We start from the raw sequence: 16,931 nt of genomic DNA on the forward strand, positions 1-16,931 counted from the left end.
GGCCGGCTCCATGCCATCCCGCGAGCCGGCCAGTGGCCGGCACCTGCCGCGGCGGTCCTGACCGGCCGGTGAAGTCCACCGGCCCCCGGGGTGGCAGCGGCCACCGGAAACCCGGATAATGCACAAAAGCCGGACGGGCACTCTGTTTCAGAGTCACTCGTCCGGCTTTTTCCGTGTCTGGGTACCCCAGCGTCGGCGCGCTCCCCGCTGGAGCCCGCCACCCAGCGCTGCGCGGCGACCCCGGCATGGTCCCAAACCCGCGGCCCCGATGGCCGCACAAAAACCAGGAGTTACCCGTCATGGGTCAGTCAGTTGTCGTGTTGGGTGCCCAGTGGGGCGATGAAGGCAAGGGCAAGATCGTCGATCTGCTCACCGAGGAAATCGGCGCTGTCGTGCGCTTCCAGGGCGGCCACAATGCCGGCCACACGCTGGTCATCAATGGCAAGAAGACCGTGCTGCATCTGATTCCATCCGGCATCCTGCGTGCAGACGCGCTGTGCCTGATCGGCAACGGCGTGGTGATCTCGCCGGCCGCGCTGCAGAAGGAAATCGCCGAGCTGGAAACCTCCGGCGTGGAAGTGCGTTCGCGCCTGAAGATCTCCCCGGCCGCGCCGCTGATCATGCCGTACCACATCGCCCTGGACCAGGCGCGCGAACGCGCCGCCGGCGGCAAGGCGATCGGCACCACCGGCCGTGGCATCGGCCCGGCGTATGAAGACAAGGTGGCACGTCGCGGCATCCGCATCGCCGACCTGCATTACCCGGCCCAGCTGGAAGAACTCCTGCGCACCGCGCTGGATTACCACAACTTCGTGCTGACCAATTACCTCAAGACCGACGCGGTCGATTTCCAGAAGACCTACGACGAAGCACTGGCCTTCGGCGAATACGTCGAGCCGATGAAGTCCGACGTTGCCGGCATCCTGCATGACCTGCGCAAGCAGGGTAAGCGCGTGCTGTTCGAAGGCGCCCAGGGCGCCCTGTTGGACATCGACCACGGCACCTACCCGTACGTCACCAGCTCCAACACCACCGTCGGTGGCGCATTGGCCGGGGCCGGCGTCGGCGCCGATGCGATCGACTACGTGCTGGGTATCGCCAAGGCCTACGCGACCCGCGTCGGCGGTGGCCCGTTCCCGACCGAGCTGGACGATGAAGTCGGCCAGGGCATCCGTGACCGCGGTGCCGAGTACGGCGCCTCGACCGGCCGCCCGCGTCGTTGCGGCTGGATGGACATCGTCGCGCTCAAGCGCGCGGTGGCCATCAACGGCATCAGCGGCCTGTGCATCACCAAGCTCGACGTGCTCGACGGCATGGAAAAGCTCAAGGTCTGCATCGCGTACGAATACCGCGGCAAGCGTACCGAGTACGCCCCGCTGGACGCGCAGGGCTGGGAAGAATGCACGCCGGTGTACCTGGAGTTCCCGGGCTGGACCGAGAACACCCACGGCATCACCAACTGGGATGACCTGCCGCCGGCCGCCCGCGCTTACCTGCGCGCGCTGGAAGAGCTGGCCGGTTGCCCGGTGAGCATCGTCTCGACCGGCCCGGACCGCGACCACACCATGGTCCTGCAGGATCCGTTCGCCTGATCAGGCGCGTAGTGCCGGGCCATGTCCGGCATTGCGTGACTGTGTAAGGTGCAAGGTGTGAAACGAAGCCCCGCGCAAGCGGGGCTTTTTCGTTGCCTCGCCCCCTTCAGCGCCGGCCGACGCCCATCTGCAGTTCCGACAGTTCAAGGTTCTCATCGTGGTTGGCATCCAGACTCTGGAAACGCATCTGCGAGGAGCGACGCATCTCCTCGGCACTCAATTCGCCGTCGCCGTTGAGGTCGGCGATGCGGACCCATTCGGCCGCCGAGAACTCGCCATCGCGTTGCGGGCCGAGCACCGCCTGCACTTCATCCACGCTCACCCGGTAATTGTGATCCGCATCGACCAGGCGGAAAAAAGCATCTCCGTCGTACTCATCGCGACTGACCTTGCCGTCGCCATTGCGGTCCAGCATCGCGAAACGATCCGGCGCGGTGGCGGGCAGGTCCTGCGCCGCGGCGGCGCTTGCGGCGACAGCGCCGCAGAGAAGGAGCAGGGCAACGCGGTGCGCGAGCATCATCACAGTTGTCTCCAAGACCGCAGGGGGAGGGGGGCATGCCTTCAGCACGCAGTGTCCGCCGCGTCGATGCCCGGGGCAACGGCAATTTCCCGCATTCGCGACAGTAGTTTTACTGGTTGCCCGCGCCCATCGGACCGGCGTGACCACGTCCGCCAGCGCGGGGCCATGGCATGCTGTGCAGCCTCACCAATCAGCAGGGGCGACAGGGTGTCTGAAGATCACGTGGCCACCGGCATGAGCAGCGCGGACCGCGCGTTGCATGCGGTGGTGTCCGAGCTTGAAGCGTTGCTGCGCAGCGACGGGGAAACCCACTGGGCCGACTGGATGCAGCGGGTCATCACCCAGCTTGAGCAGGGCGATCCAGGCGCGCCGGAGAGCGTGCTGCGCGCCTATGGCGGCATGGGGTCGTTCAATGATGTTGCGTTGGGCCTGGATTACAGCAACGGCCACTTCCAGTGGCGCGCAGACGCGGGTGAACTCAATGAGCGCCTGGATGCACTGCGCGGTCGCGCCTGGCAACTGGCGCGGGCGATCCGGGACGCCCCCCCCGGTACGCGTTGATCAAAGGGCCTGCTGCCCCTTCAACACCGGATAAGGATTGATCGATTCGCCTTTCCACCACTGCTTTTCCGGACCCAGTACATGGATCTCGAAATGCAGGTGGGGCGCCTCGGGACTGGCGTTGCCGGTGCTGCCGACATAGCCGATCACCTCACCGCGCTTGATCGTCTTCTTCTCGGCCAGCCCATCGGCGTAGCGGTCCAGATGCGCGTAGTAGTAGCAGTAGCGACCGCTTGGCTCGAACTGGTACACCGTCAGTCCGCCGCGCACACTGTCGAACAGTTTCTCCACCGTCCCGTCCGCGACGGCCAGCACCGGGGTCCCGTTCGGCGCCAGAATGTCGATCGCATCATGCACGCGGCCTTCGCTGCGCGCATCGGTGAAGGTGTCCTGCAGCTGATCGGCCCCGATGCCCTGCACGGGCAGCAGCAGCGCGCCCGCCGCGCCGCTTGTCGGTGCGGGTGTCGAACCGCCCGCGTCCGGCGCGGGCGGTGTGGCTGACGTGTCGGCAGGCACCGGGTTCGTGGCCGGCGTCGTCGGCGGCGGGGCATCAAGCGCTGCGCGGGCCGAACTGGTGGCCGATCCCACCTTGGCCGGTTCGGCGGCGCCGAGCCGGGCGGAGGGGCCGGGCCCCAGCAGCCAGTAGCCGACCACGCCGATCACCAGTCCTACTGCCAGCAGTCGAAAGGTCTTCATGGCTTACTCCTGCATCACGACCGGCACCGAGGCATCGACCGCAGCGGCGACCTGCAGCGCATCCCAGTTGGTCATGCGCACACAGCCGTGCGATTCGGTCTTGCCGACATGGCCGGGTTCGGGCGTGCCGTGCAGGCCGTAGTGGGGCTTGGAGATGTCGATCCAGACCACGCCGACCGGATTGTTCGGGCCCGGCGGCAGGACCGCCTTGCTGTCGCCCGCCTTGGCATCCCAGAACAGCTTGGGGTTGTAGTGGAAGGTGGGATCGCGGGAGATGCCCAGGATCTTCCATTTCCCGATCGGCAGCGGGTCATGCTTGCTGCCCGAGGACACCGGAAACTGCGCGTAGACCTTGCCGTCCGCATCGAACAGCCGCAGCGTGGAGTCGGATTTGTCGATCACCAGCTTGCTGGCCTTCGGCAGCGGGGCGGCCGCGATGTTCGGCACCTGGATCACGCTGCCGGCCTTGCCCAGGTCCACGCCCGGATTGAGCGTCTTCAACAGCTCGGGGGAGGCGTGGAAGCGCTCGCCCAGCGCTTCTTCGATCGAACCGAAGCCCAGGGTTTTCAGCTTGGCCTGCGCGGCCGGACCCTTGGGCACCGGCTGGAACGGACCGGCCACGTCTTCCGCGGTGAGCGTGTAGCGCACCAGCGGCGGGGCGGCATCCGGCTGCAGCGCCTGCCAGGTGGCATCGTCCAGTTCGCCGCTGACCTTCAGCCCGCGTGCGGCCTGGAAGCCGGACACGGCGCGCTTCTGGTTGGAGCCGCGCTCCCCATCGATCTGGCCGGGGGAGAAATGCGCGCGGTCCAGCAGCACCTGCGCATGCAGATCCGAGCGTGGCCCGGTCGCCAGCGGCGTCGCGTCGGCGTCCGGGATCGCGGCGGGCGCGGGTGCCGTCTGTGCGACCGCCCAACCGGAGGAGGCCCCCAGGGCGAGGGAGAGCGCGGTGAGGCGGGCGATACGGTGCAGGCGAAGGGACATCGGCAACTCCAGCGGGAACGTGTTTCCACCATGCCTGCCGGGCGTGCGCACTTGCCGTGAAAAGCCTGACGGAGGGCTGAGCGGCAATGCGGAGGCAACGCCGGGGTTATGTGAATCCATTCACAGCGGGCTCACGGCCGTCGGTCAAGGCGCTGCGTCTGGCGCCGATACCGGCCCACCCCCCCACGTTTTTCGGATGTCTCATGGAATTTTTGCGGAACGTCAGCGTTGTCTGGCGTCTAGGTATGGGCTTTGGCCTGTTGTTGCTGCTGGTCGCTGCCGTCGTCGCCACCGGCGCCACCGGGAGTGCGGTACAGAAGCGCGCGATGCAGCAGGTGGTCGAGGTCAACGTGGCCAAGGTGCGGCTGCTCTCGGACATGCTCGATGCCAACAATCAGATGATGGTCGTGCGCCGGGAGATGCTGATCCGCCAGGGCGACGGTCTGGCCGAGGATGAGGCGCGCATCGCCGCGCTGGTCGCGCGCTATGAAGCCAGCTGGGCCGGCTACCAGGCCTTGCCCGCACAGCCGGAAGACAAGGCCGTCGGAGACGCCATCGCGGCCGCCCGCGCGGTGGCGCGTCCGCTCAACAAGCAGATGAGCGAACAGCTGCAGCAGGGCGATTTTGCCGCTGCCACGGCCCTCACCCTGGGCGCCGTGCAGGCCGCTGCCAATGGCTGGAACCAGGCGCTCAGCGATGGCGTGGTCTACGAGGAAAAGGAAAGCCGCGAGGCCGCTGCCGAAGCGATCCGGCTGGGCGAGCGGACCCTGCTGCAGCTGCTGGTGCTGGGCGCGATCGCGCTGGTGGTCGGCATCGCCGCCTCCGTGCTGATCGGCCGCAGCCTGACCGGTCCGCTGGCCCGCGCCGTCGGCCTGGCCACCCGGATGGCCAAGGGTGATCTGGCCCATGACGTCCATCTGGGCGGTCGCGATGAGATCACCCAGCTCGGCAACGCCATGGCCACGGTCCGCCAGGGCGTCCAGGGCGCGATCACCGCGCAGCTGGACATGGCCCGCCAGCATGAGGCCGGTGCCATCAGCCATCGCATGGACGAAACGGCCTTCCCGGGCGATTTCGGCCGGATGATCCGGGCCACCAACGAGCTGGTCGGTTCGCACGTGGCCGTCGAGTTCCACATGGTCGAGGTGATGCAGCGCTACGCCATCGGCGACCTGAGCCGTGATCTGGACAGCTACCCGGGCGAGAAGGCCGTGCTGACCACCACCATGGCCACCGTCAAGGCCAGCCTGATGGCGATCAACCAGCAGATCGAGACACTGGCCTCGGCCGCACGTGCCGGCGACTTCTCCGTGCGCGGCGACGAGCCGGCGTTCCAGTTCCAGTTCCGCGCGATGGTCGCCCAGCTCAACGGGATGATGGCCAGCTCGCAGGCCAGCATCGCCGACCTGTCGCAGGTACTGCGCGCGATTTCCACCGGCGACCTGACCTCGCGCATGGACGGCCGGTACGAAGGTGTTTTTGCGCAGATGCGCGACGATGCCAACGCCACCGCGGTGCAGCTGACCGGCATCGTGCAGCAGATCCAGGGCGCGGCCGGCAGTATCAACGATGCCGCGCAGGAACTGGCGGCCGGCCACAATGACCTGTCGCGCCGTACTGAGCAGCAGGCAGCCAACCTGGAAGAAGCGGCGGCCTCGATGGAGGAGCTGACCTCCACGGTCCGGCAGAACGCTGAGCTGGCCAACCAGGCCGACCATGAAGCCCATGCGGCGGGTGCGGCGGTCAAGGCGACCGAGCAGGCGATCGCGCAGATGGCCGCGGTGATGAGCGAGATCGACCAGTCCTCGGCGCGTATCTCCGAGATTTCCTCGGTGATCGACGGCATCGCCTTCCAGACAAACATCCTCGCCCTGAACGCGGCCGTCGAAGCGGCCCGTGCCGGTGAGAACGGACGCGGCTTCGCGGTGGTGGCCACCGAGGTACGCACGTTGGCGCAGCGCGCCGGCACGGCGGCCAAGGAGATCAAGGACCTGATCGATGAGTCCAGCAGCAAGGTCAAGACCGGGCTGAGCGTCACCGTGCAGTCCGAAGCGGCGATCGCCCGCCTGACCCAGGCCAGCTCGCGCACCAATCAGCTGATGAGCGACATTGCCGCCGCGACCAAGGAACAGGCCGCCGGCATCGAGCAGGTCAACCAGGTGGTCGTGCAGATGGACCAGGTGACCCAGCAGAACGCGGCGCTGGTGGAAGAAGCCACCGCCGCCAGCCGCGCGCTGGAGCAGCAGGCGCACGCACTGACCGAATCGGTGGCGGTGTTCACGCTGGAGGACCCCTCTGCAGGCCTGCGCCGCCCGGCGTCACTGCAGGCCGCGTGACGGCACGCGCGCGCTGAGTTGGACGGAAAAGCCCCGCATCGGCGGGGCTTTTTTTCATGCCGATCCAGCCGCCCGGCGCAGCGGCGCGCCCCGATCAGTCCTCGTTCTCTTCCGCTGCTTCCCGGCCCTGCTGGCGGATCAGCGCTTCTTCGCGCGCATCGTTGATCGCATGGCGCACGCCATCCAGATCGATGCTGCTTTCATCCTGTTCGAACTCGCCCGTCAGCACACTGTCCGGGAGCAGATCGCCGGCCTCGAACAGCGCCCACATCTCCTCGCCATACCAGGTCTCCAGCAACTCCGGCGCCCAGCGGCCCAGGTACGCGGTGAGGTTGTTGACGTCGCGCAGCAGCATCGTGCGCGCGGCATTGTTGCCCGCCGCACTGACCACCTGGGGGAAATCGATCACCACCGGGCCTTCCGGGCCGACCAGCACGTTGTACGGCGACAGATCGCCGTGGATCAGGCCGCAGCACAGCATCCGCACGACCTGGCGGACCAGGATCTGGTGGAACTCGCGGGCCTGTTCCGGACTGAGCTCGACCTCGCCCAGGCGCGCGGCGGAATACCCCTCGGCATCGGTCACCAGCTCCATCACCAGCACGCCGTGGAAGTAGCCGTACGGCTCGGGTACGCGCACGCCGGCATCGCGCAGCTGGTACAGCGCCTCCACTTCGGTGTTCTTCCAGGCCGCTTCCTGCTGCTTGCGGCCGTAATTGCTGGCCTTGCCCACGGCGCGCGCTTCGCGGCTGCCACGGACCTTGCGGCCTTCCTGGTACTGCACGCGCTGCTGGAAGCTGCGCTGCGCCATGTCTTTGTAGACCTTCGCGCAGCGCACATCGTCGCCGCTGCGGACCACGTATACCGCTGCTTCCTTGCCGCTCTTGAGCGGGCGGAGCACTTCATCGATCACGCCGTCGTCGATCAGCGCCTGCAAGCCTTGGGGGGTCTTCACGGTATCTCGGGAATCGGCTGGCGCGGGGCCTGCCCTGGAGGGGGAGGGATTTTCGCATCTTCGGGCCGATGGAGCCATCGACACGGCGCTCGGCGGCCCGGTTGTTCAGCTGCGTGCACGTCCACGCGGGCTTGAACTCTGATTCACATCCGGCCTGCAGGCTGACGTCACTTTCCCAAGGAGTGCCGCCCATGATGCTGTCCCTGTTGCGCCATACCGGTGCCGTGCTGGCCTTGTTGCTGGCCGTTCCCTTGCTCCATGCCCGCCCTTCGGCGGGCGATACGGTGCTCATCGTGGTCAGCGGCGAGGGCCGTGAGCAGGGCAAGACCCGCCCCGGGTTCGAGATGGACGAATTCGCCCAGGCTTACCTGATCTTCCGCGACAACGGCCTGGCCGTGCAGGTGGCCAGCCCACGCGGCGGGCCGGTGGAGGCCGACAAGTTCGATGCCAAGGAGCCCTTCAATGCACGCGTCCTCGCCGATCCGGCCGCGGCCGCGTTGCTGGCCGATACCCGCGCCACCGCCACCCTCCGGGCGGCCGACTATGCGGCCGTCTACGTGGTCGGGGGCAAGGGGGCGATGTTCGATCTGCCCGCCGATGCCGCACTGCGCGGTCTGCTGGGCGCGATGCACGATCGCGGCGCGGTGGTCGCGGCGGTCTGTCACGGCCCGGCTGCGCTGGTGGACGTGCGGCTGGCGGACGGATCGCTGCTGGTGGCCGGGCGGCGCGTGACCGGCTTCACCAATGCAGAGGAGGGCGTGTTCGGCAAGCGCTGGGCGAAGGAATTCCCGTTCCTGCTGGAAACGGCGCTGCGCGAGCGCGGCGCGCGCTGGGAACAGGCGCCGCTGATGATGCCCAGACTGGTGGTGGACGGTCGCCTGATCACCGGGCAGAACCCGTATTCGACACCGGCCGTCGCCGAGGCAATCGTGCGCGCCACCGGTCGCACCCCGGTCACGCGCACGCCCTGGCGCGATGAGGCCAGCATGGCGCTGGTGCAGCGCCTGCTGGCCGGTGAGGGGGAGGCGGTCAAGCACGAGCTGGCCAGCAACCGTACGGGCTATCACGACCAACTGATCGGCGTGCTCGGCTACTACCAGCTGCAGGCCGCGCAGGACGATGCTGCCGTACGTGACGCGCTGGCGATCATGCAGCTGGCCGCGCCGTACATGAGCGAACCGCAGCTGCCGCTGGGCATCGCCCAGGCGCATTGGCGGCTGGGCGAGGTGGCACAGGCGCGCACGGTGCTCGGCAAACTGCTGGAAACCCACCCGGACATGGCCGAAGCTAAGCAGCTCAAGGACACGATCGAAGGCTGACACCATGGACGACGGCCTGCACATCCTGGTGATCGAGGACAACCCGGCGCTGCGCGCCGGCATGGCCACGCTGCTGGAGGCCCGCGGCCATCGCGTGGCCTTCGCCGCCGATGGCCGCAGCGGCCTGCAGATGGCGCTGGAAGAGCCGCCGGAGGTGCTGGTGCTGGACCTCACCCTCCCGGGCATGGATGGCCTGCGCGTGTGCAGCCATCTGCGTGAACAGGCCGACCGCCACATCCCGATCCTGATGCTGACCGCGCGCGACACGCTGGCCGACAAGCTGGTCGGCTTCCAGGCCGGTGCCGATGACTACCTGGTCAAACCGTTCGCAGGTGAGGAACTGCTGGCGCGATGCCTGGCCCTGGCGCACCGACACGGCCGACGCGGCGGGCACATGCTGCGTATCGGATCGCTCGGCATCGACCGCCGTAGCGGCGCCGTGTGCCGCGGTGAGCAGGCGATCGAGTTGCCGCAGACCGCTTATCGGCTGCTGGTGCTGCTCGCCGAAGCCTGGCCGCGCACGGTGACCCGCAGCGAGTTGATCCGCCGTCTCTGGGGCGATGAGGCGCCGCCGTCGGATCCGCTGCGCTCGCATCTGTACCTGCTGCGCCAGGCGTTGGACAAACCGTTCGAGCGGCCGATGCTCAAGACCGTGCACGATGTCGGCTTCAAGCTGGAGGCCGACGCATGACGGCACGGGTGCATTGCCTGCGCAACCGGTTGATGCTGGCTTTCGCGGTGTTCGCATTGGTGGTGGCCGGCCTGTTCGGCCTGTACGTGGCGGTATTCGTGTACAGCGTGGAGGATCGCTTCTTCGATGCGATGCTTGAGCAGGAAGCGCAGCAGCAGCTGGATCAGCGGGCCACCCGTGGGACGTGGTCGCCGCCGCGCAATGCGTTCACGACGATCCACGACAGCCCTGCCACGTTCCCGTCCGATCTCAAGGCCACCTTCGATGCCGAGCCCTGGCGCCGCGAGATCGCCGGTACGCAGGGGCGGCACTATCACCTGCGGCCGGTGCAGCCGGAAGGAGCCGCCACGCCAGGGTGGCTGGTCGCCGAGGTCAGCCAGCAGCTGGTGGTGCGGCCGATGCGCAGCCAGATCCTGGCGCTGCTGGCCTGGTCCGGACTGGCCGTGGTGGTGGTCGCCATTCTGGCCGGCGCATGGCTGGCTCGACGTACCACGCGGCCCTTGTCGAAGCTGGCAGCGCTGGTCGATGAGATGGTGCCGGACAGGCTGCCGGTGGGGTTCGCCGGGGGCTTCCCCGATGACGAGGTCGGCGTGCTCGCCCGCGGCCTGGACAATCTGAGCGGGCGCGTGCGTGCCTTCATTGCGCGCGAGCATGCCTTCACCCGTGATGCCAGCCATGAGCTGCGCACGCCATTGGCAGTGATCCGCAGCGCTACCGAACAGCTGGCCAGCGAACCGGGCCTGTCCGAGCGTGGGCGGCAGCAGCTTGAGCATGTGCAGCACTCGGCGCGGCAGCTCGAACAGACCGTCATCACCCTGCTCACGCTGGCCCGCGAAGAGAACGTGGAACAGGACGCGACACCACTGGCGGTGCTGCCGGTACTGGAACAGGTGGTGATCGAGCAGGCCGCGCTGCTGGAGGGCAAGCCGGTGGAAGTGCGGGTCGACGTGCCGGCCGACGTGCGCCTGCCGGTGCCCGGGCCGGTGCTGCACATGCTGCTGGCCAATCTGGTCGGCAATGCATTCGCGCATACCCGTTCGGGTGAGGTGCACATCGAGGTGGCGAGCGGGCGGCTTCGGATCCGCAACACCGCCCTGGCGGGCGATGCCGAGGCGATCATGCGGCCGTTCACCAAGGGCGAGGGCAGTGCCGGGTTCGGGCTCGGCCTGGCGATCGTGCAGCGATTGTGCGCCCGCTTCGCCATCGACCTGCGCATCGAAGGGAGCGAGCACGCCACGGTGGCCAGTTTCAGCGTGCAGTGAGGCGATCCGGCATGGCGGCCGCGGCGACCGGGTGCCATCCGGGGCGGGCCCGCTTCCGTCCATCGCCAAAGTGCGCGATGCTCTGCCGAACGGGGGAGGGGCGCATGGGCAACAGGGACGAGGGCAGCATTCACGGGGATGTCCCGGCGGAGCAGACGCCGACCGATTGGTCGTTGCTGCCGATCACGCATGGCAACGAAGATTCGATGGTGGCCGTGATCTGGCGCCTGCTGCGGCAGGAGCCGGCGCTGATGGTGAGCGCGGGATATGTGTTCCTCTCCGTGCTGGGGCTGTGGTCGAGCTACTTTTTCTATTTCAAATTCCGGCTGTCGATCCTGGACTACCTGCAGGTCAGTGACTTCCTGGTCGCCGGGCTGCGCGATCCGGCCTACCTGTTGATCCTGTTGCTGGGGGCCCTGCTTGCCGTGGTGCTGGGCTGGCCGGAGACGCTGCGGCGGCGCAATCCTGCCAAGGTGGCACGCCTGCGCGCGAGGCACTGGGGATGGCGGATGCTGTTCTCGGAGTCGCCGTGGATGAACTGGGAATTCTCCGGGCTGCGCCCGCTGACCGGCATGTGCATTGCGGTGGTCTGCTTCATGGCATTCGGCGCGGCGCTGTATGCCCTGAGCACGGCCGAGAAGATCCTCGATGGCAAGGGCGGTACGCCCGTACAGGTCGTGCTTGAGGGTGACGCGTCTGCGCTTCCGGGCAACGCGAAGCTGCTGGGATCCAGCAGTGCGTTCGTGTTCCTGTGGTGGCCGGCGCAGCGGCGGGCGGAAGCCGTGCCGATCGGCTCGATCCGCCGGCTGCAGTCGATGCCGCTGCCGGTGAAACCGGTAGCACCTGGAACGGTCACGCCATCGAAGCCGTCCACCGTGCCAGTGCCGCGGTAAGCGCTGCGCCTGCGCTCTGCCGCGTGCTGCTCCAGGCAGCACGCGGTAGATGCACGGCGGGCCCTGTGCGCAGGTCAGGCCTTGCCGGCCGCTCGCTTTCGGGCGCCGGTCGTTGATGCGGATTTCCGGGTGGCCTGCTTCGCGACGGTCTTCTTCGCCGCTCTTTTTGTCGTCTTTTTGACCGCGGTTTTCGCTGTCGCTTTTTCAGCGGCCTTCTTCGCCGTCTTCGTTACGGTCCTCTTGGTGGCCTTCCCGGCGGCTGCTTTCGGAGTGGCCTTCTTGGCAGCGGTTTTCTTTACCGCTGCCTTCTTCGTCGGCGAGGTCTTCGCGGTCTTGGCGGCCGTGTTGTTCGCACTGCCGCGCTTCTTCCCGCCACCATCCTGCTTGTTGACCGTGGCCCAGGCGATGCGTTCGGCGGTGGCCTCACTGCGGCCCCGCGCTTTCTCGCTTTCCTCGATGTGCTCGGCTGTGCGCTTCTGCTTGTCGGTATAGCTGGATTTATCACCGCGTGGCATGGTCGTGCTCCTGTCTGGTGACGAAGGTGGCGCCGCTCAGGCGAGCGCGCGCACCTTCGGTTCGCGGGCCCACTGCCGCGTAGCGGCGGCAGCAAGGAAGGCCTTTGCGTCCTCGGCCTCGACCACCCCGGCATCGTTGCCGACCCGGGCGACCTTCAACAGCGCCTGTGCGCCGTCGTCGGCGGCGATCGCCTTGAGGTGGGCCCAGGCATCACTGACGAAATCGATCGCGGCCGATTCCTTGCTCAGTTTCTTGGCGGCATCACTGCTGAGCACCACGGCGACCGCATCGAAGACCACCGACGGCGTGCCGGCCAACTGGCCGTCCGCGGCGAGCGTCTTGCCATCGCTGAGCCTGGCGCCACCGATCTTCGGTGCGACCAGCTTCACGCTGGCCCCGGCCTTGTCGGCGGCCTTGCGCAGGTTGGCGATCAGCGCCGCATCGGAGCCTTCGTCGAACAGGATGCCGATGCAGCGGCCGGTGAGCAGGTCCTTGGTGCGGCCGATGATCCGTACCTCGGGCGCCTTCGGGAAATCCTGCGCCGGGGTCTGCGTGGCGGCCGGCTCGGGCAGCGCGGGCATCGCCAGACCGTCGGCCACGCGCTTGGCGAGTGCATCGTCGATGTTGCGCAGGTGGCTCACCGTACGCTCGCGCACCTTGACCGTTTCCACCTTGGACAGCTCGAACACCAGTGCGGAGGCGAGGTGCGCCTGCTCCGGGGCTTCCAGGCTGCGGAAGAACATCCGGGCCTGGCTGTAGTGATCGGCAAAGCTCTCCGCGCGCACGCGGCCCTTGCGGCCGTCATCCGGCGCGGTGGCATGGCTGGGGAAGCCATCGGCGGTCTCACGCGGGCTGTCGCCCTGCAGCGAGCTGGGATCGTAAGCGACCCGGCCCTTCGGAATGTTCATCTGCATGTGGCCGTCGCGCTGGTGGTTGGCGAACGGGCACTTGGGCGCGTTGACCGGGATCTGGTGGAAGTTGGGCCCACCCAGGCGGCTGAGCTGGGTATCCAGATAGGAGAACAGGCGGCCCTGCAGCAGCGGATCGTTGCTGAAGTCGATGCCCGGCGGGACGTTGGCCGGGCAATAGGCGACCTGCTCGGTCTCGGCGAAGAAGTTGTCCGGCCAGCGGTCCAGCACCATGCGTCCGATCACGGTCAGCGGCACCAGCGACTCGGGAATGATCTTGGTCGAATCCAGGTGGTCGAACGGGAAGGCCTCGGCCTGTTCCTCGGTGAACAGCTGCACCGCCAGCTCCCACTCGGGGAAATCGCCGGCGGTGATCGCCTCGAACAGGTCGCGGCGGTGGAAGTCGTTGTCCGCGCTCTGCAGCTTGACCGCCTCATCCCACACGGTGGACTGGATACCCAGCTTCGGCCGCCAGTGGAATTTGACGAAGGTCGACTCGCCGGCATCGTTGATCAGCCGGAAGCTGTGGATGCCGAAGCCTTCGATGGTGCGCAGCGAGCGCGGGATCGTGCGGTCGCTCATCGCCCACATGATCATGTGCATCGATTCGGGCATCAGCGACACGAAGTCCCAGAAAGTATCGTGTGCGCTGGCCGCCTGCGGGAAGGCACGGTCCGGCTCCATCTTCACTGCATGGATCAGGTCAGGGAACTTGATCGCGTCCTGGATGAAGAACACCGGGATGTTGTTGCCGACCAGGTCCCAGTTGCCTTCCTTGGTGTAGAACTTCACCGCGAAGCCGCGCACATCGCGCGGGGTATCGACCGAACCGGCGCCGCCGGCCACGGTGGAGAAGCGGGTGAACAGCGGGGTGCGCACGCCCACTTCGCTCAGGATCCGGGCGCGGGTGTACTCACCCAGCGAGCGGGTCAGCTCGAAGTAACCGTGCGCTGCGCTGCCGCGCGCATGCACGATGCGCTCCGGGATGCGCTCATGGTCGAAGTGGGTGATCTTCTCGCGCAGGATGAAGTCTTCCAGCAGGGTCGGCCCGCGCGGGGTGGCCCGCAGCGAGTTCTGGTTGTCACCGATCGGGATGCCCTGGTTGGTGGTCAGCACCGGGTGGCCGTTGCCCGCACGCTGGTGCAGTTCATCCCCCTCGCCGCGGACATCGGTGGCGGGTGCAGGGGCGTTCTTCGTGCTTTTCTTGCTGGCGGCCATGAGGCGACTCCGGGAGCTGGCGGGAAGGGGGATCGCTTCACACTGGCGGCCGGGGCGTTAATCGAGGGTGCGAAAACCGGGCGCTGCTTGCACCCGCGCTTCACATGCGGTGCCCCGGCGCTGGGTGGCGCGCGTGCGGGCAGGTATCCTTGGGCGCGTCTTCCCCTGTTCTCCCCAACCGCATGCGCGTTGAACCCGCCGACATCGAAGCCCTGTTTGATGCGATCCCCGACGTCCTGTTCTTCATGAAGGACTGCGACGGGCGCTACACGCATATCAACCAGACCATGCTGCGCCGGCTGGGCCTGAAGTCGCGCAAGGACGTGATCGGACGCACCGCGGCGGAGATCTATCCGACCGGGCTGGGCGCGGACTACGCCACCCAGGATGAGCAGGTGCTGGCTGGCAAGGTCATCGAAAACCTGATGGAACTGCATCTGTTCGCCAACCGCGAGCCGGGCTGGTGCCTGACCTGCAAGCGGCCGCTGCTGGTGGAGGGGCAGATCCGCGGGCTGATCGGGATCTCGCGCGACCTGGGCCAGAAGGACAGCCTGGGCACCCAGTACGAGCAGCTGCGCCTGGCCCTTGCCCATCTGAATGCGCATTACGCCGAGAACGTGCGCATGCAGACCCTGCTGGACATCACCGGGTTCTCGCTGTCCAAGCTGGAGCGCACCTTCCGCAAGGTGTTCCAGATGACCCCGCAACAGGTGTTGACCCGCTTGCGCATCCAGATGGCGGTGCACCTGCTGCATGGCCCGGACAGCATCGCCAGCATCGGCCAGGCCTGCGGCTTCACCGACCAGAGCGCCTTCACCCGCAAGTTCAAGGCCGAGGTCGGGCTGTCGCCGCGGGCCTACCGTGCCCAGATCGGCGAGCGTGCCGCTGCCTGAGGCGGGGTGGGGCTTCCGGCCTATGCCGTCGCGCGGCCGACAGGGTATGGTGTCGCACTTGTTGCCCGCCAATCGATTCCGATGCCCGCATCCCAGACTCCGGCTCCTGCCACTCCGCCCGCCGATACCCGCCTGGGACACGCGCTCAAGCCCCGCCAGTTGATCATGATGGGCCTGGGCAGCGCGATCGGCGCCGGCCTGTTCCTCGGTTCCGGGGTGGGCGTCCAGGCCGCCGGCCCGGCGGTCCTGCTGTCGTATCTGGTCGCCGGCGCGCTGGTGATCATCGTGATGAACGCGCTCGGCGAAATGGCCGCGGCCAAGCCGACCAGCGGCGCGTTCTCGGTCTACGCCGCCGACGCCATGGGCGCCACCGCCGGCGCCACGGTGGGCTGGCTGTGGTGGGTGCAGCTGGTGATCGTGATCGCCGCTGAAGCGGTCGGTGCGGCCGGCCTGCTCGCCACGGTCTGGCCGGCGATTCCGGTGCCGATGGCGGCGCTGGCCTTCATGCTGTTCTTCACCGCCATCAATCTGCTCGGGGTGAAGAACTTCGGCGAGTTCGAATTCTGGTTCGCGATCCTCAAAGTCGCCGCGATCGTCGGCTTCATCCTGATCGGCGTGGCGCTGCTGATGGGCTGGCTGCCGGACGTGGCCTCGCCGGGCCTGCGCAACTTCACCGAGCACGGTGGCTTCATGCCCAAGGGCCTGGCCGGGATCGGCGCGGCGCTGCTGGTGGTGATATTCGCCTTTGGCGGCACCGAGATCGTGGCGGTGGCCGCGGCCGAAACCGAAGATCCTGAGCGCAGCATCGCCCGTGCGATCCGCACCGTGGCCTGGCGCATCCTGGTGTTCTACATCGGCTCGCTGAGCGTGATCATCGCGGTGGTCCCGTGGACCAGCGAGGCACTCAGGTCGCCGTTCGCGGCGGTGCTGGAAGCGGCCAAGATTCCGGGCGCGGCGACGGCGATCACGCTGATCGCGGTGATCGCGCTGCTGTCGGCGTTGAACGCCAATCTCTACGGTGCGTCGCGGATGATGTATTCGCTGGCGCAGCGCCGCGAGGCGCCGGCGGTGCTGGGCTGGACCGATCCGCGCCAGGTGCCGATCATCGCGGTGCTGGCCAGTGTGCTGTTCGGTTTTGCGGCGACGGTGATGGAGCTGGTGTTCCCGGACAAGGTGTTGCCGGTGCTGCTCAACATCGTGGGCTCGACGTGTCTGTTGGTGTGGACGATTTCGTTGCTGTCGCAGTTGATTCTGCGTCATCGGGCGAACCGGGATGGGACGCGGTTGCCGTTCCGGATGGCGGGGTATCCGTATCTGACGGTGATCGGGTTGGGGGTGCTGGCGTTGATCTTCGGTCTGCTGCTCTCCGAAGCGCACACGCGGGTGCAGTTCCTGTCGATGGCGGCGCTGACAGTGGTGATTGCGGCGAGCAGTGAGATCGCGCGTCGGGTGCGTGCTACAGCTAACAGCTAACAGCTAACAGTCAACGGCCAACAGCCGCAGGTTCGTGACTCCGCTTGCCTGGGCGGGCACGGGTGGGTTGTCGGGACCCGCCGCAAGTACGTCCCTGTAGGCTCGTGTGTTGCCATC

General features: G+C 67.5%; 15 protein-coding genes. 9 read left to right on the forward strand and 6 right to left on the reverse strand.

The window, feature by feature from the left end; all coding sequences use genetic code 11:
• Nucleotides 1-299: 299 nt before the first annotated feature.
• A complete protein-coding gene (locus QMX81_RS16805) occupies nucleotides 300-1,592 on the forward strand; it encodes an adenylosuccinate synthase (RefSeq protein WP_038686937.1) in 1,293 nt (430 codons plus the stop codon).
• A gap of 106 nt (nucleotides 1,593-1,698) precedes the next feature.
• On the opposite strand, the gene QMX81_RS16810 is transcribed toward QMX81_RS16805, so the two are convergent.
• Nucleotides 1,699-2,112 carry a hypothetical protein gene (locus QMX81_RS16810; protein ID WP_121038860.1) on the reverse strand — a complete coding sequence of 138 codons (414 nt, stop codon included), beginning with the start codon at nucleotides 2,110-2,112 and terminating at the stop codon, nucleotides 1,699-1,701.
• A gap of 207 nt (nucleotides 2,113-2,319) precedes the next feature.
• Between QMX81_RS16810 and QMX81_RS16815 the strand changes: the two genes are divergently transcribed.
• A complete protein-coding gene (locus QMX81_RS16815; protein ID WP_147433863.1) occupies nucleotides 2,320-2,673 on the forward strand; it encodes a hypothetical protein in 354 nt (117 codons plus the stop codon).
• On the opposite strand, the gene QMX81_RS16820 is transcribed toward QMX81_RS16815, so the two are convergent.
• On the reverse strand, nucleotides 2,674-3,369 hold the full coding sequence (locus tag QMX81_RS16820) for a M23 family metallopeptidase (RefSeq protein ID WP_121038854.1): 696 nt from the start codon (nucleotides 3,367-3,369) through the stop codon (nucleotides 2,674-2,676).
• Nucleotides 3,370-3,372: 3 nt separating this feature from the next.
• Nucleotides 3,373-4,350: a L,D-transpeptidase gene (locus QMX81_RS16825; RefSeq protein ID WP_282263186.1), complete on the reverse strand. Its 978-nt coding sequence runs from the start codon at nucleotides 4,348-4,350 to the stop codon at nucleotides 3,373-3,375.
• Nucleotides 4,351-4,553: 203 nt separating this feature from the next.
• On the opposite strand from QMX81_RS16825, the gene QMX81_RS16830 reads away from it, so the two are divergent.
• Nucleotides 4,554-6,686 carry a methyl-accepting chemotaxis protein gene (locus QMX81_RS16830; protein WP_121038848.1) on the forward strand — a complete coding sequence of 711 codons (2,133 nt, stop codon included), beginning with the start codon at nucleotides 4,554-4,556 and terminating at the stop codon, nucleotides 6,684-6,686.
• Nucleotides 6,687-6,780: 94 nt separating this feature from the next.
• On the opposite strand, the gene QMX81_RS16835 is transcribed toward QMX81_RS16830, so the two are convergent.
• On the reverse strand, nucleotides 6,781-7,641 hold the full coding sequence (locus QMX81_RS16835; protein WP_121038845.1) for a PA4780 family RIO1-like protein kinase: 861 nt from the start codon (nucleotides 7,639-7,641) through the stop codon (nucleotides 6,781-6,783).
• 191 nt (nucleotides 7,642-7,832) lie between these two features.
• Between QMX81_RS16835 and QMX81_RS16840 the strand changes: the two genes are divergently transcribed.
• The 4 genes from QMX81_RS16840 to QMX81_RS16855 are packed head-to-tail and all read left to right on the forward strand — an operon-like array spanning nucleotide 7,833 to nucleotide 11,806.
• Nucleotides 7,833-8,960 (forward strand): DJ-1/PfpI family protein, encoded by a 1,128-nt coding sequence (locus QMX81_RS16840; protein ID WP_282263188.1) that lies wholly within the window; start codon nucleotides 7,833-7,835, stop codon nucleotides 8,958-8,960.
• Between the two features lie 4 nt (nucleotides 8,961-8,964).
• Nucleotides 8,965-9,651, forward strand: coding sequence for a response regulator transcription factor (locus QMX81_RS16845; RefSeq protein WP_121038839.1), 687 nt, complete (start codon nucleotides 8,965-8,967; stop codon nucleotides 9,649-9,651).
• Nucleotides 9,648-10,913 (forward strand): HAMP domain-containing sensor histidine kinase, encoded by a 1,266-nt coding sequence (locus tag QMX81_RS16850; RefSeq protein WP_282263190.1) that lies wholly within the window; start codon nucleotides 9,648-9,650, stop codon nucleotides 10,911-10,913. The genes QMX81_RS16845 and QMX81_RS16850 overlap by 4 nt, the downstream gene beginning before the upstream one ends.
• An 11-nt stretch (nucleotides 10,914-10,924) precedes the next feature.
• Entirely contained in the window at nucleotides 10,925-11,806 is an 882-nt protein-coding gene (locus tag QMX81_RS16855) for a hypothetical protein (protein ID WP_282263192.1), read from the forward strand.
• 74 nt (nucleotides 11,807-11,880) lie between these two features.
• On the opposite strand, the gene QMX81_RS16860 is transcribed toward QMX81_RS16855, so the two are convergent.
• Entirely contained in the window at nucleotides 11,881-12,321 is a 441-nt protein-coding gene (locus QMX81_RS16860) for a HupB (RefSeq protein ID WP_282263195.1), read from the reverse strand.
• A 36-nt stretch (nucleotides 12,322-12,357) separates the two neighbouring features.
• Nucleotides 12,358-14,448 carry a catalase gene (locus tag QMX81_RS16865; RefSeq protein ID WP_121038830.1) on the reverse strand — a complete coding sequence of 697 codons (2,091 nt, stop codon included), beginning with the start codon at nucleotides 14,446-14,448 and terminating at the stop codon, nucleotides 12,358-12,360.
• A gap of 182 nt (nucleotides 14,449-14,630) precedes the next feature.
• On the opposite strand from QMX81_RS16865, the gene QMX81_RS16870 reads away from it, so the two are divergent.
• Together QMX81_RS16870 and QMX81_RS16875 are read left to right on the forward strand one after the other, a co-directional pair.
• Nucleotides 14,631-15,341 (forward strand): AraC family transcriptional regulator, encoded by a 711-nt coding sequence (locus QMX81_RS16870; RefSeq protein WP_121038827.1) that lies wholly within the window; start codon nucleotides 14,631-14,633, stop codon nucleotides 15,339-15,341.
• Nucleotides 15,342-15,416: 75 nt separating this feature from the next.
• On the forward strand, nucleotides 15,417-16,814 hold the full coding sequence (locus tag QMX81_RS16875) for an amino acid permease (RefSeq protein ID WP_183073751.1): 1,398 nt from the start codon (nucleotides 15,417-15,419) through the stop codon (nucleotides 16,812-16,814).
• The last annotated feature ends 117 nt before the right edge of the window (nucleotides 16,815-16,931 follow it).

Origin of the sequence: Stenotrophomonas sp. PS02301 (genome assembly GCF_029959485.1) — a bacterium.
Lineage (GTDB): Bacteria > Pseudomonadota > Gammaproteobacteria > Xanthomonadales > Xanthomonadaceae > Stenotrophomonas > Stenotrophomonas maltophilia_Z.